Consider the following 23,499-nt stretch of genomic DNA (forward strand, 5'->3'; position numbering starts at 1 on the left):
TGGCCTACTAGAGTCGAATAAAGACAAACTTAGAAGCACAGAAAGAGGCGAGCATCTGCCGTGAGCAACTCGAGCATCTATGGCCCGAATGCGTGGCTGATTGACGAACAGTTTCAGCAGTACTCCAAGGACCCGAACTCCGTAGACAAGGAGTGGCGCGAGTACTTTGAGGCCAACGGAGCACCGAAGTCGGCCGCACAGTCCAAGGCTGCGAACGCTCAATCCAGCACCCCCACCAAGAAGAAGGACGCGGCGCAGGCTGCGCCGAAGAAGACCCAGGCTGAGGAGAAGTCTTCCGCTGTTCCAGGCGCTAAGGCACCGAGCGATTCCAAGGCTTCCGCCGCATCCAAGAAGGACGCGAAAAAGACGGAGAAGAAGTCCGAGTCCCCGCTGGACCGCATCAAGGAGGCACCGGAGCCGGGCTCCCGCGTACTCAAGGGCATGTTCAAGGCCATTGCCAAGAACATGGACGAGTCCCTGGAGATCCCCACCGCTACCACCGTGCGTGACATCCCGGTCAAGCTCATGTGGGAAAACCGCGCGATGATCAACGATCACCTCAAGCGCACCCGCGGCGGCAAGATCTCCTTCACCCACATCCTGGGCTACGCGCTGGTGAAGGCCGTTCAGATCCACCCGGATATGAACGTCCGCTACGAAATCCAGGACGGCAAGCCCACCGTAGTTCAGCCGGAGCACATCAACCTGGGCCTGGCTATTGACCTTCCGCAGAAGGATGGCTCCCGCGCCCTCGTCGTCGCCGCCATCAAGGAAGCGGAAAGCAAGACCTTCTCCGAGTTCATCGATGCCTACCAGGACATCGTTGACCGCTCCCGCAAGAACAAGCTGACGATGGATGATTTCTCCGGCGTCACCATCAACCTGACCAACCCGGGTGGCATCGGTACCCGCCACTCCATCGCCCGCCTGACCAAGGGCTCCGGCTCCATCATCGGTGTGGGATCCATGGATTACCCGGCCGAGTTCGCTGGTACTTCTGCCGACCGCTTGGCAGACCTCGGCGTCGGCCGCCTAGTTACCCTGACCTCCACCTACGACCACCGCGTTATTCAAGGCGCGGAGTCCGGTGAGTTCCTGCGTACCGTGGGCCAGCTCATCCTGGATGATGCCTTCTGGGACGAGCTCTTCGAGTCCATGGGAGTTCCCTACCAGCCCTTCCGCTGGGCTGCCGACGTGCCGAACACGGGCGTCGACAAGAACACCCGCGTCATGCAGTACATCGAGGCCTACCGCTCCCGTGGCCACCTTCTCGCGGACATCAACCCGCTGGGTTGGAAGCAGCCGGGCCTGCCCTGGCCGGATCACCGCGACCTCGACCTGGCTACCCACGGCCTGACCATCTGGGATCTGGACCGCACCTTCAACGTTGGCGGTTTCGGCGGCAAGGAGACCATGACGCTGCGCGAGGTGGTTACCCGCCTGCGCTCCGCCTACACCCTCAAGGTTGGCTCCGAGTACGCCCACATCCTCGACCGCGATGAGCGCGGCTGGCTGCAGGAGCAGATTGAGGCCGGCATGCCGAAGCCGACCAACTCTGAGCAGAAGTACATCTTGCAGAAGGTCAACGCCGCTGAGGCTTTTGAGAACTTCCTGCAGACCAAGTACGTGGGCCAGAAGCGCTTCTCCTTGGAGGGCGCTGAGTCCCTCATTGCCCTGCTGGATTCCATCGTGGACACCGCAGCAGGCCAGGACCTCGACGAAGTTGTTATCGGCATGCCGCACCGCGGCCGCCTCAACGTCCTTTTCAACATCGTGGGCAAGCCACTGGCAGATATCTTCGGTGAGTTCGACGGCAACTACAAGGGCGGCCAGATGGGCGGCTCCGGTGACGTGAAGTACCACCTGGGCGCAGAGGGCGAGCACCTGCAGATGTTCGGTGACGGGGAAATCAAGGTCACCCTGGCTGCTAACCCGTCTCACCTCGAGGCCGTCGACCCGGTCATGGAAGGTATCGCACGCGCCAAGCAGGACATCCTGGACAAGGGTGCTGAGGGCCACACTGTTGTGCCGATCATGCTCCACGGCGATGCATCCTTCACCGGCCTGGGCGTGGTCCAGGAGACCATCAACCTTTCCCAGCTGCGCGGCTACACCACCGGCGGTACCGTCCACGTGGTGGTTAACAACCAGGTTGGTTTCACCACCACCCCGGATTCCGGTCGCTCCACGCACTACGCCACCGACCTGGCCAAGGGCTTCGATTGCCCGGTCTTCCACGTCAATGGCGACAACCCGGAGGCTGTTGTCTGGGTGGGCAAGCTGGCCACCGAGTACCGCCGCCGCTTTGGCAAGGACGTCTTCATTGACCTCGTTTGCTACCGCCTGCGCGGCCACAATGAGGCCGATGACCCGTCCATGACCCAGCCACGTCTCTACGACATCATCGATGACCACAAGTCCGTCCGTGAGCGCTACACCGAAGAGCTCATCGGCCGCGGTGACCTCTCCGATGAAGAGGCAGAGGCAGCTGCACGTGACTTCCACGACCAGATGGAGTCCGTCTTCGCTGACCACAAGAAGGCACAAGAGGCTGGCCCGAAGGAGCAGACTGGTATCACCTCCTCCCAGGAGCTGACCCGCGGTCTGGACACTTCCATTACCGCTGAGGAGATCGCCGAGATTGGTGATGCCTACGGCAACCCGCCAGAGGGCTTCGAGTACCACAAGCGCGTGGCCAAGGTGGCCAAGGAGCGCCAGAAGTCCTCGCGCGAGGGAGGCATCGACTGGGGCTGGGGCGAGCTCATCGCCTTCGGTTCCCTGGCTAACTCCGGCAAGGTCGTGCGCCTGGCCGGTGAGGATTCTCGCCGCGGTACCTTCACGCAGCGCCACGCGGTGGCCTTCGACCCGCGCACGGGTGAGGAGCACAACCCGGTTGCTCACCTGGCGAAGTCCAAGGGCAATGGCGGTAAGTTCATGGTCTACAACTCCGCGCTGACCGAGTTCGCCGGCATGGGCTACGAGTACGGCTACACCGTGGGTAACCCGGATGCTGTCGTGGCCTGGGAGGCACAGTTCGGTGACTTCGCCAACGGTGCGCAGACCATCATCGATGAGTACGTCTCCTCCGGTGAGGCGAAGTGGGGCCAGCTCTCCAGCCTGATCCTGCTGCTGCCGCACGGCTACGAGGGCCAAGGTCCGGACCACTCCTCCGCCCGCATTGAGCGCTTCCTGCAGCTGTGCGCTGAGGGCTCCATGACGGTGGCTCAGCCTTCCACCCCGGCTAACCACTTCCACCTGCTGCGCCGCCAGGCTCTTGGTGAGATGAAGCGCCCGCTGGTGGTCTTCACCCCGAAGTCCATGCTGCGCAACAAGGCCGCAACCTCCTCCGTGGAGGACTTCACTGAGGTCAAGAAGTTCCAGTCCGTTATCAACGACCCGAACTTCGTAGACATCAACGGCAAGAAGGTCGGCGATACTGACAAGGTCAAGACCATCATGCTGGTTTCCGGCAAGCTCTACTGGGAGCTGGCCAAGAAGAAGGAAGCCGATGGCCGCGATGACATCGCCATCGTTCGCGTGGAGATGCTCCACCCAATTCCGTTCAACCGCCTGCGTGAGGCTTTCGAGGCTTACCCGAACGCAACGCAGATTCGCTTCGTGCAGGACGAGCCCGCCAACCAGGGCCCGTGGCCGTTCTACAACGAGCACCTGCGTGAGCTCATCCCGGACATGCCGGAGATGGTCCGCGTGTCCCGCCGCTCGCAGTCCTCGACTGCTACCGGTAACGCGAAGGTTCACCAGATTGAGCAGAAGAACCTGCTCGAGGAAGCCTTCGATGTCTAAAGGCGCTTAACGCCACAGGCGCTGGCGCACAGCACAGCGCCGAGCAAGGCCCCGGCCACCACGAACTCACAGCGAGTGCGGTGGCCGGGGCCTTTTCTTGCTTGTGTAACCCGGGGTGCCTCCCCTACCAGACCACAAAAGCCGCGCTGCGCGCTCAGCCACCCGCCCCTCGCGCTCAGCTACCCGCCCTCTGTTCTCCCTTAATCGCCCTTCGCGCTCACCGTGAGCCTCAAACAGCAACCACAAGCTCTCCCGGTGAGCGCGAAGGGAGACACGCATAAGAACCTCTTCTCAGAAACTCCACGAAATGTTGGCCAGAACTGCACGATGAGATCAAGCTGTGGCGAAACCTCTAAGCGGTCTTCGCACGCACCAGCGCGTTCGACCACGATGGCGCCCCAGCTGCCGACGATCGCGGCAGAACCCACGGCAGCACTAAGAGAGTCGTTGAGCTGGACAGCGAGCTCCCCAATCTTGCTCACCTCGGGTCGAGTGGTGCTTCACGCCGAAAGCAGACAGACCTAACTCGATATGACCCCGAATTTCGAAAATGCTTTTCGACTGCCGCAGTGCAATTGAGCAAAAAGAAACGCCCGAGCTATTGCTCGGGCGTTTACTCGTGGTCTACTCAACCACTGCCGTGGGCCGGAAGGGCCCCTGCGGACACCTAGCGTTTAGGAGTCCTTGCGGCGGCTAGGACGCAGAATCAGAGCTGCACCAGCGATGAGTGCCAGCGCCACACCAATGAGGCCCAGGACGTTAGCACCGGTGTTGGCAAGCTTGCCAGACGAGGTGCTCTTGGAAGAGGCCGGGGTGCTCGTGGTCGCGCTTGGCTCGCTGCCCTGGCTCGGCTGAGCACTCTGGGTCTGCTCGGACGTCGGCTGTGCTTCCTCGCTCGGTGCCTCTTGTGCCTTCGGCTCCTCAGGCTTCAGCGGCTCAACTGGCTTGGCCGGCTTCGTCGGCAGCTCCGGAAGGTGCGGAAGCTTAAAGAAGTGGGCCAATGCCGGCGGGATAATCACCAGCGGGATGAGCGGCCACAGGCTGCTGAGGTTCGGGATGCTCGAGGTACCTGGCTTGCCTGGCTCGTCCGGGTTGCCTGGCTCATCGGGGTTGCCTGGCTCATCGGGGTTGCCTGGCTCATCGGGGTTGCCTGGCTCATCGGGGTTGCCTGGCTCGTCCGGGTTGCCTGGCTCATCGGGGTTGCCTGGCTCGTCCGGGTTGCCTGGCTCGTCCGGGTTGCCTGGCTCATCGGGGTTGCCTGGCTCGTCCGGGTTGCCTGGCTCATCGGGGTTGCCTGGCTCATCGGGGTTGCCTGGCTCATCGGGGTTGTCCGGCTTGTCCGGGTTGTCCGGCTTGTCCGGGTTGTCCGGCTTGTCCGGGTTGTCCGGCTTGTCCGGAGTGTCTGGGCCCGTCGGCTTATCGCAGTTGCACTTGGTGCCAACGCGGATCTTGCGGTCCTGCTTATCCTTCGTCACCGTCTCGGTAGTCTCCGGATCGCCCACAGGCTCACCGTTTACAAGCTTCCAAGTCTTGGAAACTTCCTTCTCACCATTGACACCAGGCTGGTCCTCTTCGACCTTGCCCGCTTCGAGGTTCGGGTCGTACTCAATGATGGTCTCGTACGGAATCTCCTCGGTGTGCTTGTCCGTCAGCTCGGTCTGGTTCTCAGCCGGACCAACCTCGATGATGCGCGGGGAAGGCTTGCTGACTTCCTCAGAAGACTCCTCCTTGCTCACCTCGCCGTTATCAACAGTCACCGTGACGCTGTGCTTGATCTCACCAGGTGTGCCTTCTTGGACAACCTTGGTCTCACCCGGCTGCAGGTCCGGGTTCACGCGAATCTCGGTCTCGTACGGGGTCTTCTCAGTCCATTCGACCTTGTCGGAAACAGGGTCCGCCTTGGTGCCCACACGGATGATCGCGTTGCTCGGCTCCTTGGTGCGCTCGGTGGTCACGGTCGGCTCGCCGGAAGGCTTACCGTCCACGATCTTCTGAGTGGAAGTGACGACCTCAGTACCCAGCTCGCCCTGCTTATCGACGACCTGCTCGCCCGCCTTCAGATTCGGATCGAAGACGATTTCAGTCTCGAACGGAACAGACTTCTCCAGCTTGGTCACTACCTCGCTGTCGTCAATCTTCGGACCGTATTCGATGATCTGCTCAACCGGCTGCTTGGTTACCTGCTCGGTGGTGTTCACCGTGGAGGTGTTGTCCTTCGCGGTGAAGTCGGCTGTGAATTCCTTCTCGCCGTATTCGCCCTTCTGGACAACCTTCATCTCACCCGGCTTCAGCTCCGGGTTCACGCGCACGATCGTGTCGTACGGCAGCGGCGCAACCCAAGTTGCCTTGTTGGTTGCCTCAGCCGGCTTGGTGCCGACAGTGACAATCTTCTCAACCGGCGTCTCGATGATCTCTTCAGTAATCTTCGGGTCGCCCGGCTTGGAGTTGACGATGTCGCGTTCGATCGTCACCTTCTTCTTGCCAGGCTTGCCTTCCTGAGTGACCTTGGATTCGCCCGGCTTCAGGCTCGGGTCGTAGACAACCTTCACCTCGTATGGAACCTCAGTCTCAATGGACTCAGTGTTCTTACCGGTGGTCTTGGTACCCACACGGATGATTTGCTTCGTCGGCTCCTTGGTGCGCTCAGTGGTTACCTCAGGATCACCATCCGGCTTTCCGTCCTTGATCTTCTGGGTAGAGGTGACAACCTCGGTACCGGTCTCACCCTGCTGATCAACCTTCTGCTGACCCTCTTCAAGAGAGTCATCGAAGACAATCTCAGTCTCGAACGGAACCGGCTTCTCAACCTTGGTCACCACAGTGGTGTCCTCAGCGGCCGGACCGTACTCAATGATCTCGTTGACCGGATCCTTGGTCTGCTTCTCCTCCGGGGTCACAGTTGCCTGATCACCCTTAGCGGTGAAGTCAGCAGTGTAGGTCTTCTCACCAGGCACGCCCTTCTGGACAACCTTGATCTCACCCGGCTTCAACTCCGGATTCGGACGAGTCTCAACCTCGAACGGAACCTGAGCAGTCCAGGTCACCTTCTCCGAAGCCTCAGACGGCTTCGTACCAACCTTGATCACCTGATCAACAGGCTGCTTGGTGATTTCCTCGGTGACCTGCGGATCACCCGGCTTGGAATTGGTGATGTCGCGCTTGACCGTCACCGTCTTCTCACCAGGAACACCCTCGGTCACAACCTTAGACGTGCCTGCAGGCAGGTTCGGATCGAACTCGATCTTCACACCGAACGGAACCTCAGACTTAACAGTCTCGGTGTTCTCACCAGTGGTCTTGGTGCCGACGCGGATCTTGGCCTTCTGTGGGGCCTTGGTCTGCTCGATGTTGATGCTCGGCTCGCCGTCCGGCTTGCCGTCCTTGATCTTCTGGGTGGAGGTAATGGTCTGCTCACCCGGGACGCCCTCTTGGTCAACAACCTGCTCGCCGGACTCAAGGGTGTCGTCGTAGACGTACTCGATCTCGAACGGGACCTCTTGGGTCTTCTTGCTGGTCAGCTCCTGATCAGGGAGAGCCGGGCCGACCTCGATGATGCGAGTAACCGGTTCCTTGGTGGTCTCTTCCTCAGCAACCTGAGCCTCAGAGCCCTTGGAGGTGAACTTAGCGGTGTAGGTCTTCTCGCCGTTCTCGCCTTCCTGGACGGTCTTCATCTCGCCAGGCTTGAGGTCCGGGTTCTCGCGAACCTCAGTCGGGTACGGAATCGGGAACTTCCAGGTCACGTCCTTGGCGCTCTCGGCAGGCTTGGTGCCGATAACGACGACCTCGTTGACCGGAGCCTTCGTCTGCTCCCAGGTGCCGTCCTTGTGCATCTTGGCTGCACCCGGCTCACCCTTGGTTTCGACCTTGTACTCACCAGCAGGGAGGGACTCGTCGAACTTGTACTCGACCTCGAACGGTTCCTCACGCTCCGGAAGTCCGAGGACATTGACGACAGCGTATGCAATATCCGTAGAACCGTCTTCGTAGGTCACGGTAACCGGAATCTTGACTTGATCGCCCGCCTTTGCATCCGCAGGTGCGGTCGCGGTGATCTGGCCATTGTCGTCAATGCTGACATTCCAACCGGCAGGAACATCACCCAGCTTGTATGGGTTTTCCTTCGCGACGTTGACGTTTTCCGGTTTTTGAAGATCAACTGGCAACGTTGCGGTCTCACCTGGATAAACCGTTTCTACAGGGTAAACCGGCTCTGCTTCCCAGTTGTTGGACAACTTCACCACGGTGGTGACTGGCACCAGCGGGGTGGAGCCGTCCGGGGTGGTCACAGTGACGTTGATGGTCTTCTTGTCACCCGGCTTGGAGTTTGCCGGTGGGGTGGAAGATACAACACCCGTGTTCGGGTCAACCGTGTACTTCCAGCCGTCAACTTCCTGCTCAAGGATCGGCTGATCATTCTCGTCCTTGCCGAAGGAGAACTTGGAACCCTTAGGTGCGTCCTGTACCTGGTGGTTCACAGCCTGGTTCGGAGCGGTGACCTGGACGTCGTAGGTCGGAGAGAAGTCGCTCCTCAAAACAACGACGGTGCCCTTGACTTCCTGCGGCTTGTCAGCGTTGTCGTAGTACGCGAGAACCGGGACGTCCAGGATGTAGCCCTCAGGAGCGGTGCGCGGAATCGTCGTGGTGATCTCACCAGTGTTCTCGTCAATCTTGACGGTCCACGTGCCACTGTCATCCGTGTGGGTGTACTCAGTCTTGCCTTCCGGGAAGGTGTAGCGCTTCGGCGCTTCGTCGGTCGTGTTACCGCTCAGGCCGCGCTCCGGAATCTCAGGCTTGAGGGAGACCTTGGCAGTCGGCTTATTGGTGACCGTGTCGTAGTTCGGGATCTTGATGTCGACGATCGCCTGGAACTGGGTCTCGATCTCGTCCGTGGTCTGGTCCGGGTAGGTCGCCTTCACCTTCGGGGTGATGATGGTCCCCGGTGCAACAGAGTCGTCCGCCTTCGCGGTGACCTTGCCGGTGTCATCGACGGTGACGGTCCAGCCATCCGGGACAGTGGACTCGTCGATTTCGAACTTGGCCGGGTGGACCGGCTTGTGGCCCTTCATGATGGACTTGGTTCCCACCTGAGCGGTGATGTCCTCATTCAGCTTGCCCTTGGACAGACCAGGGCGCACCAGGTCGGTGACCTGGGTGTTGTTCGGGTCGACCACGACGAGCAACTCGAGCTCATCGGTGGAGCCGTTGGAGTACTCGACGGTGATCTTCGGGCGTGCGAAGGTGCCCGGGCGTGGGTTCTCCGGAGCGGTGACGGTGACGTTGTAGTCCTCGTCCATCTCCACGGTCCAGCCCTCGTAGACGTACTTCTCGTCCAGGGTGGCCTTGGCCTCGAAGCCGTCATCACCCTTCTTCTTCGCCAAGTCCTTGATCAGGTCAGGGGTCTGGGTGAAGGTGACCTTCTGCGGCTCGGTCGCGATCGGGCCGGTAGCACTATCGACGCCGGAGATGATCGAAGCGTCCGTCTTGTCGTACTTCGGGTCGTGGTACTCGGTGTCATCCAGCGAGAACGCCTTGGAGTCGATGACGTTCGCCTTGCTGTAGCGGTCCAGCGAGTTGGAGCTGTCGAAGGCTCCATCATGTTCGAGCCACTCATTGTTGTTCTTAGCTGCAGCCTTGAGCTGCTCCACGCTACGCGGATTTGCCAGAACGGAGAAGTTGACGTTCTTGTCGGTCGCCAGGTCGGTACCGCGGTACTCGGGCCAGGTGAAGTAGATGTCACCGTTGGCGTCGATACGCAGGTTTTTGGTACCGCCAGATGCTGCCGGGTCGGTGGTGCCGATGAACGCGCCGTTGCCGTCGTAGGCCTCTACGACCATGCGGGACATGGAATCGTCCGTGCCGCCGCCCGTCACATCCGGGATGTTGATCTTACCGACCTTGGTTTCATCGCCAGGGACAATGACGTGTTTTTCGAAGCTCTCCCACGAAACCGTGATCGGGTTACATTCGATGTTCTCGCTCGGCCACGGGTTCACGATGGCCGTAAAGGATGAGCTGGTTCCCTGGGTGGCCCTAGCCTTTGTGGTAGGATTTTCCTGCGTATAGTTGCCCTGCCAGGCGTAACGTACCGGGTTTGCGGCAGTGGCCTCAGCGAACTGCTTGACTTTCGCATCGGTCAGTTTCGCGTTGAGGTTCAGGTTTCGCTGTTGCCTAGAGCCATCAATCTTGAGGAATTCGTCGGCCTTGTATGTGACCTTGCCGCCAAGGGTCTGGCCCGCGTCCATAGCGGGAATTTGACCTGTGTTGAGGTACCCACCCATAAGGCCTGAATTGGTAAAGCCCCAATCAGCGAACGTGCGGTCCTTCGAGTTATCAAAGGAGACGCTCAAGCCCCAGGCTTTCTTGTTGGGGCTGCTATCACTCGGCTCAGAGGTATACCAGCTGAAACCAGCCTGGCTGCCCTCCGGGGTTTTTCCGAGACAGTACACGAACCGGCCGGCAGGTCGGAGGCCTTCTGGGCGTCCTTCTCCACCGCGCCGGACTTTTCGCGGATGCCGCCAGAGAGCTCCGCAGCGGTGGCGTCTGGGACCACAGTATTAAAAGAGGTGATGCTGAGGCCGCTCAGCGCGAGTGTAATAGCAGAAAGAGCTGCTACTCCTTTACGGGAAGAGCGCCGCCCGGCGGAGCCACTTCGTGGTGCATTCATTCCTTAGGTCCTTTCAAGTGCAGTACCCTGCCCCACCCCACAGTGCGGAAACCCGAAAGCCGCGGCGGCTTATCAAGACATTTCCTCACAAATCCCCTTAAGAATTGACAGGGAATAGGCAGATGAACGCCAAAAATTATACCCTCACACACATAAAACCACAAGAAAAATAGGGCTTTACCTGGAATCTTTAAGAATAAGTCCACAAGCGTATGGGAGCTATAGATTCCCCTTAACCGCCCACCCTGTGAGACACCTATCCGTATCTGCACGTAAGGAGCGGGCGGTGCGGCGAGACGTCGCCAAGCAGGGCGTGTCCAGCGCTGTTTTATACAGTCCCGTATCGCCACCCCAGGCGCCGAGGACTGCGCCCTATAGCTTGTATCTCCTAGGATTCCTTGTGAACCAGATCCGACCCACCGGAAGAGTTGGAGTCACCTTCCTCGTTGAGGTTCTGCATAAGATTGGCCTCCATCCAGGCGCGCACGGCCCCCTCAAAGTCCTCAGAATCTTCCACTTCCTGCACGACTTCATCAAGATCCTGCGCGGTGAGGAACTTGGTGAAGGAGGCTATCTCCAGCTTCTCATCGCGGTTGAATAGCCCATCCTGGTAGACCACGACGTAATTCTGTGGAAGCTCCGGCTTAGAGCTAGGGCAACCTTCAGCACCGGCTGGCTCCACCACGGAGACCTCTGGCGGCAAGGAGGCCATGAGAGCGATGTGGGTGCGCTCCAAAAAATCCACGTCCTTGGTGCCTTCTCCCTTGGCAGCCACGTAGTCCTTGGAAACCGCGCGGGCTTCCTCCGGGTTGTAGACGCTTAAGAATTCACCCGTGCAGCCGACGAAGAAGTTGCCATTAGTGCTTACCCCGCTGACATGTTCCCCTCCCTGGCGCACCAGCATGTGGTCCTGGGATACGGTGGCCGCGCGCCCCTCATCGCGCAGGGTCTGGCGGTAGATTTCCGCCAGGACGCGCTGCTCATGGGATGTCGGGTCAATCATGATGGTGATCGGCGCCGAAGCCACTGGGTCCGGCTCCGGCTTGGGTTCATACCCAGAGCAGGCGCTTAACGACGCCCCCACAACCCCCACCGTTAGCACCCCAACAACGCGGGCGAAGGTGCGGGAACGTGCAGCAAAGCGGGGCATCACAATCAGGCGCATTCTTTCCATTCAACCGGACATGCAGCACACATGTCGCTGTTCTTCAGGGTTCTTAAGTCCGCAGCGCTGGGCCGCAGCATCTGGCTGAATCTTACACACCCTGCTGGCCGGAGCGCGGTGTGGCTCTCCCCGATAGCAAGTGACTAGACTAATGCGCGTTATGACTAGCGCTATTACTGAATCTTCCGTTCGCGACGCGCTCACCCGCGTCGATGACCCAGAAATCGGCCGCCCCATCACGGAGCTCGGCATGGTGAAGTCCGTGACTGTTAACGCCCCCGACGTCGACATCGAGCTTTATCTCACCATCGCCGGCTGCCCGATGAAGGGCACCATCGAGTCCAATACCCGCGCAGCCGTCGAAGAGCTCGACGGTGTCGGCAACATCAGCATCTCCATGACTCCGATGAGCGACGAGCAGCGTAAGGAGCTCAAGCAGAAGCTGCGCGGCGGGCAGGCCGAGCCGGAGATCCCCTTTGCCAAGCCCGAGTCCACCACCCGCGTATTCGCGGTGGCTTCCGGCAAGGGCGGCGTGGGCAAGTCCTCCGTCACGGTGAACCTGGCCGCAGCCTTGGTCAACAAGGGGCTCAAGGTGGGCATCGTGGACGCGGATATCTACGGCCACTCCGTGCCCAGCCTGCTGGGTTCCACGGCGGGCCCCACAGTGCTTGACGACGAAATGCTGCTTCCCCCCATCTCCCACGGCATTAAGCACATTTCCATTGGCCAATTCGTCGAGGGCAATGCGCCCGTCGTCTGGCGCGGACCAATGCTCCACCGCGCCCTGCAGCAGTTCCTCGCGGACGTCTTCTGGGGCGACTTGGACGTACTCCTGCTGGACCTGCCGCCGGGTACTGGTGACGTGGCCCTATCGGTGGCCCAGCTCATCCCCAATGCGGAGCTGCTCATCGTGACCACCCCGCAGGCTGCTGCGGCCGAGGTGGCTGAGCGTGCCGGTTCCATCTCCCAGCAAACGCGCCAGCGCGTGGCCGGCGTGATTGAGAACATGGGTGCCATGGTCATGCCGGATGGCTCCACCATGGATATCTTCGGCTCCGGCGGCGGAACAGTGGTGGCCGAGCGCCTCAGCGTCCTACTGGGCCACGAGGTTCCCCTATTGTCCAGCATCCCGCTCGATCCGAGCCTGCGCGCGGCTGGCGATGCCGGAACCCCCATCGTCATCTCCGCGCCCGACTCCCCCGCTACCCAAGCCATCACCAAGGTGGCGGATTCCATTGCGGTGCGCTCCGATTCCCTCGTGGGTAAGAAGCTCGGCTTGGGTGTGACCCGCAAAGGCTAAATAGCCTTTAGGTGACATCCTCCCAGGAGGAGCTGCCCTCGCCGGTGGGCGCATTCCCACCGCGCGGGGGCTGTGTCGTTTTAGTCGCCTTCTCCCCCGTCGGCTGTTGTACTCCGGCGTTCAGGTCCGGGTAGACCTCCGAATAATCAAAAGTCGGCCGGCCAGGGGTCTGCTGCGGCGCTGGCTGCGCCGGACCCTGCTGCGTGTGCGCGGGTTGGTTGTTCATATCCGCATCGTGCTCATACGGGCTGGTGCTCTTCTTGATGTCCTCCGCCATCTTCTTGGGGTTGAAATCATCCCAGGCGGAGTCGTCGCCGTCGAAAAGCGCCTTGGTGATAGCCCCGCGCGGTCCCATGCGCGTCCACTCCGCCGCCTGGCTGAGAGGTACGCGGAGGTCATCGAACTCCGCGCCGAGACCACTCATCTCACCGTTGAGCTCCGCCTTAGCGTTCGCAATGGCCTTGCGCGCGGCGTAGATAGCTGCGCGCACGTCCATAATCACGCCGGGCAGGCGCTCGGGACCGATGATGACGAGGCCGAGGAGCACGATGACAAGGATCTCGACCCAACCAATTGAGGAAAACACGAAACTATCTTAACTACTTCGATGAAGGAGACAGGGTGACGGGCGCGCGGGAGGCTTCGGGGTTTGAGTTATCCCCTTTGGTTGTGCCGGATGGCGCGCACGACCATCTCCACCTTGTCCAGAAAGTCCTGGCGTGGCTGGTGCGTGGGCGCTTCCGCATCCGGCCCGGGGCCGGCGCCCTGGTGGGCGATGCCCGCGAGCTTCGCCATGAGTGAATCCGGCGCCTTGACGTGGGATTCCACGCTGCATTCGCGCACCCACTCGGCAGCATTGCGCTGGTGGTGAATTTCTGCGCGGCATTCCGGGCAGTGCACGAGGTGGATGCGTACGCGGTGGGCATACTTGGCCGGCATTTCGCCGTCGACAAAAGCGACGACCGCCTCGGGCCCTAAATGGCCGATAGTATCTGCCCGCTGGGCGCGGGACTTTGCCTTATCGCGGACTTTGGCTTGGGCCTCGGTGAAGAACCCGGACAGGCTCAGGGAATGCCCGTCGCTGCTATGTCCTTCTGCTTTCACCTCAACGTCACCTCACCTCAGTGCATGCTCTTGTGCAGTGGCCTAGTGCTTAGCTGCGGGAGTCTAGCCCTCTAAGATTCAAACGCTGCCCAGTCTAGCGGGTACGCAGCAGGCTGCGCGTGTCTGCGTTTGTCTGGGCTTCCTTTTCCAGCGCGGCACGCAGCTGGGAGCGGCCGCGGTGGATGCGCGAACGCACAGTACCCATCTTCACGCCGAGGGTTTCAGCGATTTCGTCGTAGCTCATACCCACGACATCACAGAGAACCACCGCCACACGGAAGTCCGGCGCCAGGTTATCCAGGGCTGACTGCAACGCCGGATCCAGGTTGGCCACCGTGTAGGCCTGCTCCGGGGTCATATCTGTACCTGGGACACGCTCATAATCCTCCGGCAGGGCTTCCATGCGGATCTTGGAGCGGTGGCGGACCATATCCAAAAAGAGATTGGTGGTAATCCGGTGCAGCCAGCCCCCAAAGGTTCCTGCTTGGTACTTATCCAAGGAGCGGAAGACACGCATGAAGGTTTCCTGCGTGAGGTCTTCGGCATCGTGCTGGTTACCAGACAGGCGATACGCCAAGCGATAGACATCATCGGCGTGCTCAGCCACGAGCTCACTCCACGAAGGCATCTCGGCCTGGCCGGCGTCGAATGCAGCGGTTCCGGTCAACTCCTCAACTTCAGCACTGACAGCATGGCTGCCAGTGGCAGAGGAATCGGTGGAACGGTGAGCGTGCTCAAACTCGCGCTGCTGTGTGGTCATGGCGAATATCTTTCTATAGTGCGCGTCGAAACTCCAGCCACGGCCCTGTGAGCAGCCTGTGAATCCGTCACACCTCTTACATGCGCTTCTTGCGTCACAGCTGAGGAGAGTTGCGGGCGATTCTCGGCACGCAGCTGAGGCGATTTCACTATGGTTTTCTTTGTGACTACTACGGCTTATGACGCAATGCGTACCTATATCGAATCCACCAGCGAGGTCTCCGAGGTGCTCGCCGGCGCCCGCGCCCATGCGGAGGAGTACGGCCTGCCGGCCCCGGATGAAGCCACCGGCCAGCTGCTCAGCACGCTCGCGGCGGCTTCATCCGGCACCACCTCCCGCCCGCAAGCGGTAGCGATCACTCCCGCAGCATCCGTCGTGGGCCTCTACTTGCTCGCCGGCATGCCGGAGAACGGAATCCTTACCTGCATTGACCCGGAAGCCGAGCACCAGGCCAGCGCCAAGAGAACTTTCCGCGAGGCCGGCTACTCCCCTAGCCGTGGGCGCTTCTTGCCCTCGCGTCCCCTCGACATCATGGGCCGCCTAGCCAATGACACCTACCAGGTGATTTACGCCGAGGTCCCAGCGCTCGATATGCCCGCGCTGCTCAAGGCCGCTTGGCCTCTACTGCATCAGCACGGCACCTTGGTGTTGGCCAATGCGCTTCTCGACGGCACCGTCGCCGACCCCTCCCGCACCGACCGCGACACCGCCGCCGCCCGCGAAGCCGACGAATACGCTCGCTCTCTCGAGGGTGCTGCCGTCACTCGCCTGCCGTATGGGGCGGGCCTAACACTCATCACCAAGCTGTAGTCGCCTTCTGAAACTGCCCGATCTGCCAAAACCATCGCCCGTTTTTCGATCGGCACGGAGATTTTCGTCATCTAGGGCACCGTTGGTTTAGCCACTGATACGTCTCCGAGCTAAACCCCGCCCTGTGTCGTCGGTGTCCTTTTTGCGCCGACTTTTTATTCCTTCTCCGTTCCCCCCCACCCTTCGCGCTCACCGTGGGGGCTTCGCTAGGCGGGCTGCGCGCTCTCGGTGAGCGCGAAGGGAGTGTACTGAAAGGTGCGGTGTTGCAGGGCGTTGTTGCGCAGGCTCCTGAAGCATTCCGAGACTCGTCGGCGCCACCAAAACCACGAAAGGCGGACGTGGAGTGGACTTCAATCCACCCACACGCCCGCTTAAGGCGCTGCGCTGTCTCGCGGCTTAGACCTTTACGTTCTTGCCCACGACAACCACGCCGCCCTCAGACACCTTGAATCGCTCCTCATCGCGCTCGCGGTCAACACCAATGATGGCCCCGTCGCTGACCACCACGTTCTTATCCAAGATGGCATGACGAACTACCGCGCCCCGGCCAATGCGCACGCCTGGCAGGATGACGGAGCCTTCCACCGTCGCGCCATCCGCCACGTGCACGTCTGAAGCCAACACGGAGTTGCGCACCGTACCACCGGAGACGATGCAGCCCGGAGCCACCATCGAAGACTGCGCAATACCGTTCTGCACGAACTTCGCCGGCGGGAAGTTGGAATCATCCGTAGAGTGAATGGGCCACGAACGGTTGTACAGGTTGAAAATCGGGTGCACCGAAATCATGTCCATGTGTGCCTCATAGAAGGAGTCGATGGTGCCAACATCACGCCAATAGCCATGGTCACGCTCCGTGGCACCGGGCACCTCATTGGCCATGAAGTCATAAACATGCGCCTGCCCACGCTCCACAAAATAAGGAATGATGTTGCCGCCCATGTCATGTGCGGAGTCCTCATCCTTTTCGTCTTCCAGCAAAGCGTCGATAAGCGCCTGCGTGGTAAAAACGTAGTTGCCCATGGAGGCGTAGGTCATGTTCGGGTCGTCCGGGGTCGCCGGAGGATTGGCAGGCTTCTCGACGAACTCCGTAATCGTGCCCATCCCATCCGCCTGAATGCAGCCAAAGGCAGAAGCCTCAGAACGCGGGACGCGGATGCCCGCCACCGAGCAGTCCAGGCCAGTCGCGATGTGCTCCTCCACCATCTGCGCTGGGTCCATGCGGTAGACGTGGTCAGCACCGAAGACGATGACATAATCCGGCTTCTCGTCATAGATGAGGTTCAGCGACTGCAGGATCGCATCGGCCGAACCGTTGTACCAGCGCTTACCGCGGCGCTGCTGAGCGGGCACGGAAGCGATGTACTGCGGAGTCGGACCAGACAGGTTCCACGCTTGGGAGATATGGCGGTCCAGAGAGTGGGACTTGTACTGGGTCAGCACAGCAATTTTGAGGAATCCGGCGTTGACAAGGTTCGACAGCACGAAGTCGATCAGGCGATAGGAACCACCGAAAGGAACGGCGGGCTTAGCGCGGTCTTCCGTCAGCGGAAAGAGGCGCTTTCCCTCGCCGCCGGCAAGGACAATAGCAAGGACATTAGGAAGGCTTCTCACACCACCCAATTTATAGACGTTTTCTGGATCGCGCAGAAGAAGTGCGTTTGTTTCTACCCCCCATTGTCCACCTCACACCCCGCCCGCTGCTTTCCGACGAACCACCGCACCGACCTGTCCATCAAGGTTTAGCGCGAGCTGTGGATAATCCGTATTCTGGCGAGTATGAGAGCCGGAATATTTTCTAAGGAGTATCCGCCAGAGATTTATGGCGGAGCGGGCGTCCACGTCGCAGAGCTCACGCGCTTCATGCGCGAGATTATTGATGTCTCTGTGCACTGCATGGGTTCTGAACGCGATGAGAAGGACGTCTTTGTACATGGCATTGATCCTGCGTTGAAGGAGGCCAATGCCGCCGTGCAGACGCTTTCCACGGGTCTGCGTATGGCCAATGCCGCTTCTGATATCGATGTGGCTCACTCCCATACCTGGTACACCGGTCTAGGTGGCCACCTTGCCGGCCGCCTATACGGCATCCCCCACGTGGTCACCGCGCACTCGCTCGAACCGCACCGCCCATGGAAGCGCGAGCAACTCGGTGGTGGCTATGAGATCTCCTCGTGGTCCGAGAAGAACGCTATGGAATATGCCGATGCCGTCATCGCCGTGTCGGCCGGGATGAAAGATTCCATCTTGGATGCCTACCCCCGCATCGACGCCGACAAGGTCCATGTAGTCCTTAACGGCATTGATACTCAGGTCTGGCAGCCGGGTGAATCCACGGTGCTGGATGAGCTGGGCGTCGACAAGCAGCGTCCCATCGTTGCCTTCGTGGGCCGGATTACTCGGCAGAAAGGCGTCAAGCACCTGCTCAAGGCTGCCCAGAGCTTTGATGCAGACATTCAGCTTGTGCTGTGTGCTGGCGCGCCGGACACACCGGAGATTGCGGCAGAGACCGAAGCCCTCGTGGAGGAACTGAGCGCGCAACGTGACGGCCTGTACTGGGTCAAGGACATGCTCTCGCGCGAGCAGATCAAGCAGGTCTACTCCGGTGCGGACGTTTTCGTGTGCCCCTCTATTTATGAGCCGCTGGGGATTGTCAACCTTGAGGCAATGGCCTGTGGCACCGCGGTTGTGGCCTCCAATGTGGGTGGCATCCCTGAGGTCGTCGTGGACGGCGAAACCGGCGTTCTGGTCAACTATGACGTAAATGACGAAGCCACCTTTGAAGCTGATCTGGCTGCCGCTGTGAACCGTGTCGCCGCCGATAAAGAGCTGGCATTACGATTCGGTTCCGCCGGCCGCCAGCGCGCCATCGAGGACTTCTCGTGGGCTACCATCGCGCAGCAGACCGTGGACATTTACCGCTCGTTAATGTAGGAAGGACTGCCGTGACGCATAAAGAAACGCACCATCGCCCAGAACTTCACTTCGTTCCCGATAGCGGGATCCTCGACGCCCCCGCAGGAATCGTTCGGGACGGTCATACCTGGCACTTGTTCCACCAGTACCGTCCTGATGCCGGCCAGCCTGCGCGCTGGGGCCATTCCACCTCTGAGGAAACGGCCTTCGAGTGGCTGGAGTGCGACGACGTCCTCGCCACCGTTGGCGGCGAGCTATCGCTGCGTGCAGGATCCGTGGCGGAAGGAAAGGACGCTCTCAACCTGTACTTCACGTCGGTGACCTCGGTCGGCACTAGCGTGCGCTTGGCGCGCTACACCGACTACGCCGATGAATGCATCGTGTCAGATGACCCTTCGGCGCTCGACCCAGACGTTGTCCGCTTCGGGGAAGCCGTAGGCGCCCACACCAATTATGACCGCTTCCGCTCGCCCTCCGTGGTCCCGGACTGGGCTAAGGAAGACCGCGAAGAGGGACACGATGGCTGGCTTATGCTGGCGCTGACCGGGCATTCCGACGCACCAGTACCGGTAATCCTGGACAGCCCCAATGGCGAATCCTGGACGCTCCTCGGGCCCTTGAGCTTCGATGGTGATCCTGGCTTTAAGGAGGACGAAGTTCCGGCCACCTCTCCCATCCCGCCGGTGGTTTCACCGCGTCTGGTACGCCTGCGCGACGAGGTGGATAGGGAAATTTACGACGTTCTCTTCGTGACCTTGGAACGCGAGGGCCGCGATGTCTCCGGATATATCGTGGGCCGCCTTGATGGCACTGTGTTCACCGTGGCGAAGGGCTTCCAGCGCGTGGACTTTGGCCATGATTTCTCCCGTCCGCGCAACACCAACACCACGACCGGAACAATTCCGCAGGATTGCCGCTACGACCGCGCAGTCATCCTCGGTCTGCTCAACGGCAACGGCCGCGGCGATGATGCCACCAAGCACCCCACGTGGGAGGCTGAGGGCTGGGCTAATAGCTTGTCCCTGCCGCGCGCGGTGACGCTGCAGGGCGGCGTGCTGTTCCAAACCCCGGCGGAGGGGCTGCCGGATGCTGTAAAGCTTTCGGATTACGCACAGTCTTGGACGGGCGTCCTCGAAGTACCTACGGGTTCGAGCGTGACCGTGACGCTGAAGGACGGCTCTGGCGATACCGCTGCGGTCATTCGCCATACTGGTGAAGAAATCAGCCTGGACCGCTCCATGTCCAAGGCCTTCGATAACTACTTCAAGGACTCCGCTCCTGCGGTAGCGCCGCTGGCTGAGGGGGATTCGGATACCCTCACCGTCATTCAGGATGGTGCCAGCGTTGAGGTCTTCGTCGACGGCGGTTTGGTGGCCATGAGCTCCCGTGTCTACTTCGATGGTGGTTGCTCCGCCATCGAAGTCAGCACCAATGGCAAAGCTGTCATTGAACAGTCCTGGAGCCGCAAGGGTACCAAGCGTTCCTAATCGCATCGACTGCGAGACGGCATATAGGAGGAGGACCGAGTTGTCTCGGTCCTCTTTTTAATGCGCCCCCTACCCTTCGCGCTCACCGGGGTTCTCAAACAACCACCGCGGGCGCTGCCGGTGAGCGCGAAAGGAGATTGAGGCGGAGGTCTATGCAGATGCCTTCGAGCGCCGACAAGACCACGCAACATCAGAGCCACAACGAGCCAGGCCGGGCCTCACCCCGCCCTTCGCGCTCACCGCGGACCATAAACTTCCTCCACGCTCATCCCCGGTGAGCGCGAAGGGAGACCACGGCGGACTGGGCAGCTGCAAGCCCCCCTTCGCGCTCACCGTGGACATCAAACAACCACCGCGCCCACTCCCAGTGAGCGCGAAGGGTGGTTTCGAAGAGACGCAGCGAAGGAAGGCCCTAAAAGGAGCGTCAGCAATTAGGCCGAGCGCAGGCGATCCAGGCGAGCGTGAGCCGTCACGGTCAGCGACTGCGGCAAGGAGGCCATGCGCTCTGCCAGCTCTTCCGGACTGATGTGGCGCGCCGACGGGCTCATACCAACCTGTGCGGCGATGGAGGCCTTATCCAAGACGATGGGGAAGGAAATATCGACCGGGTCGGCCGCCTGCTCCAAGAAACCTTCCGCCTGCGCGTAAAGGCGTTCCACCTTGCCTTCTTCCACGCCGAGGATGCCCAGAGGCTCCCGCAGCTCGTCCAGATGGCCCGTCTGTGGAGTCAGCACGATGACCTCCCCGCCCGGTGCAAGGACACGCTGGAACTCCGCCGGATTGCGCGGGGCGAAGACCACCGAGATGGCGTGAATCGAATCATCCTTTAGCGGAAGGCGCTCCCATACATCCGCAACCACGGCGCCAACTCGCTCATGCGACTTGGCCAAGTGCTTAGCCGCGTGCGTAGAGATATCCAGGCCAACGCCGCGTGCGCCCTCAATCGAATCAAGGGTGTGTGCGAGGTAGTAACCCGTACCCGCGCCGACCTCAAGGAGCGCAGGGGCGGTGTCCGCATTCAGGCCAGCCGCATGTTCAGCCGCATCCTGGGTCTCCAGAGAATCCTGCACCGCACCGGTGACTGCCTCCACGAAGGGAGCAAAGTGTCCCATGGCCAGGTAGGTTTCGCGGGCGTTGACCATCGCGGCATCATCGCCTTGGTGCTTCAAACCGGCACCAGCTGCCAGCGTGACGTAGCCCTGCTTGGCCACATCATAGGAATGGCCGGTCTCCGACACGAGGCGGGAAAAATCATCCGCACCCTGCAGGGCGCTGCCATCGGCGGGATCGGCCAGAATATCGACGATATGTGAAAGCATGCTCCTAGACTAGCTAGAAACTGCTACGAGGAGTGAACCCAGCTCCGCTGCTTCTTCTTTGCTGAGCTCAATCACAATGCGCCCACCCCCGTCAGAAGGAATGCGCATGACAATCTTGCGGGACTCCTCTACCGCTTCCATCTCTCCACCAGTGGTACGGGGCTTCATCGCTGCCATATTGAGTCTCCTTCGACTGAGTTTTGTACGTCCCTCTAGTCTAGCCCTTTTTCAGCCGACGGCGGCAGGCTCGTTCCCACAGGCTTCCCCGCAAGCTCCCTCAAGGCCTCGTCCAAGGACGAGTCAAAGGGTTAAGCCGAAGACTCGGCAGAAGCGTCAGACGCTGTCGCCGGCGCTGCCTTTAAACGGCGCTCCACCGCAGCTAGGAGGGCATCCACCTGGTCCTGACGGTAGCCGCGCGCGACCACGTCGAAACGCAGGTCGTCGAAACGCCCCTCGTCGAGGGCACGCAGATTTTCATAGTCGGTGTCCACAGCCTTGTCGGGGGCCTCCATAACAGGTCCCCGCCCCACCAGGCTTCCCCACGCCCACGTGCCAATGATCACGAGAGCGATGAGGACAACGATCAGCAGCATCCAGGACAACATGCGCTAAATCTTACCCAGCAGCGGCGGTCGTTGGGCAACGGGCCCGACCACGCCCGCGCGGGAGAGGATGGTGCGCGAAACTACATCGGCCATCGGGGATAGCTCATGGAGCGGGCGGTTGCGGTGGGCGCGAGTGCCCAGGTCCACTTCGGCGATGGCGTGGGGGCCGTGGCGCTTGGCGACGTCTATCAGTAACCCCGCTTCCACCCCATAGCCCGCGACGAAAGGCAACCCCACAGCCGCATCGCGGCGAATCGCATACTCCCCGCCCAAAGGCTGATCAATGTGCGCGAGCTCTGGGAAAAACATGCGCAGAAGCGGCTTGGCGCTCAGCTCCGTGACCCGCCCGCCACCTGTGGGCTGACCGTTCAGGCTGCGTGTATAGCGCGCCTTGACCAGCTGCACGTGGGGGTCCACAAAAGGCTCACTTAGCGCGGTCACCATGCCGGGGGCGGCGGATTCTAAATCCGCATCGATGAAGACGACGACCTCGCCCCGGGCCGCGGCCACCCCGCGCCACAAGGACTCGCCCTTGCCAGGCTGCGGCGGCTCCTCCACCACGTCGCGCCAATTGCACACCCGAGCCCCAGCCGCGGCTGCCTGTGCCGCGGTCCCATCGGTGGAGTCGGCGTCGACGACGATGACCTCTAACGGATCGTCGGCCAGGCAGGCGCGCACCACGTGGGCGACGGTGCGCTCCTCATTAAGCGCAGGGATAACTACGGAAACGCTGACAGACATGGCTTAGGCTAGCCCCCGGGTCGTCGCCAAGGGCGCCATCTGGCCCTGGATGGCGGCGGTCATCCGAATGACATCGAGTGTCGGGGCCACCTCATGGACCCGGAATGCCGCGACGCCCCGTGCCGCCGACCACGCCGTTGCCGCCAGTGTGCCCGCGACGCGCTGGTCCACGGCGCGGTCGAGGGTCTCACCCACAAAGTCCTTGTTCGACAAGGCCATGAGCACCGGCCAGCCCGTTGCCACGATCTCCTCTATGCGCCGCAACAACTCCAAACCGTGGAATGTGTTTTTGCCAAAGTCGTGTGTGGGGTCGATGAACGTCAACTCCTCCGGACAGCCGAGGTCGGCGGCGCGCTCAGCTAGCCGCGTGGTCTCGGTGATGACATCGGCGACCACATCGTCGAAGTGCACACGATGCGGGCGGGTGCGTGGGGTCACGCCACCGGTGTGCGAGCACACGTAGCCCACCTTGTGGTGGCCAGCCACCTCGATGAGCTCAGGGTCCCAGCCGGCCCACGTGTCGTTGACCAGACCAGCACCGGCGGCGATAGCCGCTTCTGCTACCTCAGCGCGCCACGTATCCACGGAAATCAGCGCCTCCGGGCGGCGGCAGTGCAGCTCCGCGATGGTGGGCACGACGCGCTCGATCTCCTCGGCCGCGTCGACGTGCTCACCCGGGCCGGCCTTGACTCCGCCGATGTCGATGATGGAGGCGCCGTCGTCAAGCGCCTGCTCAGCGCGCTGGATGGCGGGGTCGAGCTCGAAGGTGGCGCCCTTGTCGTAGAAGGAGTCGGGTGTGCGGTTCACAATCGCCATGACCCGCG

Annotated in this window: 16 protein-coding genes; 5 read left to right on the top strand and 11 right to left on the bottom strand. The window is 61.1% G+C overall.

All coding sequences use genetic code 11. The annotated features are described in order from the left end of the window. Positions 1 to 60 precede the first annotated feature (60 nt). Positions 61 to 3,804, top strand: a complete 3,744-nt coding sequence (locus QP363_RS01350; protein WP_284762003.1) for a multifunctional oxoglutarate decarboxylase/oxoglutarate dehydrogenase thiamine pyrophosphate-binding subunit/dihydrolipoyllysine-residue succinyltransferase subunit — start codon at positions 61 to 63, stop codon at positions 3,802 to 3,804. Positions 3,805 to 4,478: 674 nt separating this feature from the next. On the opposite strand, the gene QP363_RS01355 is transcribed toward QP363_RS01350, so the two are convergent. Then, on the bottom strand, positions 4,479 to 10,250 hold the full coding sequence (locus QP363_RS01355) for a G5 domain-containing protein (protein ID WP_308937176.1): 5,772 nt from the start codon (positions 10,248 to 10,250) through the stop codon (positions 4,479 to 4,481). 606 nt (positions 10,251 to 10,856) lie between these two features. Continuing rightward, on the bottom strand, positions 10,857 to 11,633 hold the full coding sequence (locus QP363_RS01360; RefSeq protein ID WP_284762005.1) for a hypothetical protein: 777 nt from the start codon (positions 11,631 to 11,633) through the stop codon (positions 10,857 to 10,859). 160 nt (positions 11,634 to 11,793) lie between these two features. Here QP363_RS01360 and QP363_RS01365 point away from each other — a divergent pair, with 160 nt between their 5' ends. After that, complete coding sequence (locus QP363_RS01365; RefSeq protein WP_284762006.1) at positions 11,794 to 12,933, top strand: Mrp/NBP35 family ATP-binding protein; 1,140 nt, start codon at positions 11,794 to 11,796, stop codon at positions 12,931 to 12,933. Between the two features lie 7 nt (positions 12,934 to 12,940). Here the strand turns inward: QP363_RS01365 and QP363_RS01370 are convergent, their stop codons facing one another. From QP363_RS01370 to sigE, 3 genes are all read right to left on the bottom strand, one after another. Then, complete coding sequence (locus QP363_RS01370; protein WP_284762007.1) at positions 12,941 to 13,519, bottom strand: Sec-independent protein translocase TatB; 579 nt, start codon at positions 13,517 to 13,519, stop codon at positions 12,941 to 12,943. Between the two features lie 68 nt (positions 13,520 to 13,587). Next, positions 13,588 to 14,037: an anti-sigma factor gene (locus tag QP363_RS01375; protein ID WP_070711804.1), complete on the bottom strand. Its 450-nt coding sequence runs from the start codon at positions 14,035 to 14,037 to the stop codon at positions 13,588 to 13,590. A gap of 94 nt (positions 14,038 to 14,131) precedes the next feature. After that, positions 14,132 to 14,797, bottom strand: coding sequence for an RNA polymerase sigma factor SigE (gene sigE, locus QP363_RS01380; RefSeq protein WP_070443151.1), 666 nt, complete (start codon positions 14,795 to 14,797; stop codon positions 14,132 to 14,134). Between the two features lie 162 nt (positions 14,798 to 14,959). Between sigE and QP363_RS01385 the strand changes: the two genes are divergently transcribed. Further along, a complete protein-coding gene (locus QP363_RS01385; protein ID WP_070443206.1) occupies positions 14,960 to 15,607 on the top strand; it encodes an O-methyltransferase in 648 nt (215 codons plus the stop codon). A 396-nt stretch (positions 15,608 to 16,003) separates the two neighbouring features. Here QP363_RS01385 and glgC read toward each other — a convergent pair whose 3' ends face one another. After that, positions 16,004 to 17,221 (bottom strand): glucose-1-phosphate adenylyltransferase, encoded by a 1,218-nt coding sequence (gene glgC / locus QP363_RS01390; RefSeq protein ID WP_070443154.1) that lies wholly within the window; start codon positions 17,219 to 17,221, stop codon positions 16,004 to 16,006. A 165-nt stretch (positions 17,222 to 17,386) separates the two neighbouring features. Here glgC and glgA point away from each other — a divergent pair, with 165 nt between their 5' ends. Continuing rightward, entirely contained in the window at positions 17,387 to 18,541 is a 1,155-nt protein-coding gene (gene glgA / locus QP363_RS01395; RefSeq protein ID WP_284762008.1) for a glycogen synthase, read from the top strand. A gap of 11 nt (positions 18,542 to 18,552) precedes the next feature. Next, positions 18,553 to 20,010 (top strand): GH32 C-terminal domain-containing protein, encoded by a 1,458-nt coding sequence (locus QP363_RS01400; protein ID WP_284762009.1) that lies wholly within the window; start codon positions 18,553 to 18,555, stop codon positions 20,008 to 20,010. Positions 20,011 to 20,441: 431 nt separating this feature from the next. On the opposite strand, the gene QP363_RS01405 is transcribed toward QP363_RS01400, so the two are convergent. From QP363_RS01405 to folP, 5 genes are all read right to left on the bottom strand, one after another. Continuing rightward, the gene (locus tag QP363_RS01405; protein ID WP_070443160.1) at positions 20,442 to 21,329 is read right to left on the bottom strand and encodes a methyltransferase domain-containing protein; all 888 of its coding nucleotides are present in this window, start codon (positions 21,327 to 21,329) and stop codon (positions 20,442 to 20,444) included. Between the two features lie 9 nt (positions 21,330 to 21,338). Next, positions 21,339 to 21,506 carry a DUF3117 domain-containing protein gene (locus tag QP363_RS01410; RefSeq protein WP_010187237.1) on the bottom strand — a complete coding sequence of 56 codons (168 nt, stop codon included), beginning with the start codon at positions 21,504 to 21,506 and terminating at the stop codon, positions 21,339 to 21,341. A gap of 131 nt (positions 21,507 to 21,637) precedes the next feature. Continuing rightward, a complete protein-coding gene (locus QP363_RS01415; RefSeq protein ID WP_284762010.1) occupies positions 21,638 to 21,934 on the bottom strand; it encodes a DivIVA domain-containing protein in 297 nt (98 codons plus the stop codon). Positions 21,935 to 21,937: 3 nt separating this feature from the next. Further along, positions 21,938 to 22,675 (bottom strand): glucosyl-3-phosphoglycerate synthase, encoded by a 738-nt coding sequence (locus QP363_RS01420; protein WP_070443164.1) that lies wholly within the window; start codon positions 22,673 to 22,675, stop codon positions 21,938 to 21,940. Between the two features lie 3 nt (positions 22,676 to 22,678). Next, positions 22,679 to 23,491, bottom strand: coding sequence for a dihydropteroate synthase (gene folP, locus QP363_RS01425; RefSeq protein ID WP_168166683.1), 813 nt, complete (start codon positions 23,489 to 23,491; stop codon positions 22,679 to 22,681). Positions 23,492 to 23,499 lie beyond the last annotated feature (8 nt).

Source organism: Corynebacterium sp. UMB6689 (genome assembly GCF_030215295.1).
GTDB lineage: Bacteria > Actinomycetota > Actinomycetes > Mycobacteriales > Mycobacteriaceae > Corynebacterium > Corynebacterium aurimucosum.

What these genes read in the sequence shown, in the direction of transcription:
- QP363_RS01420 (WP_070443164.1), bottom strand. Translation starts at nt 22,675, where the DNA reads ATGTCTGTCAGCGTTTCCGTAGTTATCCCTGCGCTTAATGAGGAGCGC.
- QP363_RS01365 (WP_284762006.1), top strand. Translation starts at nt 11,794, where the DNA reads ATGACTAGCGCTATTACTGAATCTTCCGTTCGCGACGCGCTCACCCGC.
- QP363_RS01405 (WP_070443160.1), bottom strand. Translation starts at nt 21,329, where the DNA reads ATGCTTTCACATATCGTCGATATTCTGGCCGATCCCGCCGATGGCAGC.
- QP363_RS01415 (WP_284762010.1), bottom strand. Translation starts at nt 21,934, where the DNA reads ATGTTGTCCTGGATGCTGCTGATCGTTGTCCTCATCGCTCTCGTGATC.
- sigE (WP_070443151.1), bottom strand. Translation starts at nt 14,797, where the DNA reads ATGACCACACAGCAGCGCGAGTTTGAGCACGCTCACCGTTCCACCGAT.
- QP363_RS01360 (WP_284762005.1), bottom strand. Translation starts at nt 11,633, where the DNA reads ATGCGCCTGATTGTGATGCCCCGCTTTGCTGCACGTTCCCGCACCTTC.
- folP (WP_168166683.1), bottom strand. Translation starts at nt 23,491, where the DNA reads ATGGCGATTGTGAACCGCACACCCGACTCCTTCTACGACAAGGGCGCC.
- QP363_RS01410 (WP_010187237.1), bottom strand. Translation starts at nt 21,506, where the DNA reads ATGGCAGCGATGAAGCCCCGTACCACTGGTGGAGAGATGGAAGCGGTA.
- glgA (WP_284762008.1), top strand. Translation starts at nt 17,387, where the DNA reads ATGAGAGCCGGAATATTTTCTAAGGAGTATCCGCCAGAGATTTATGGC.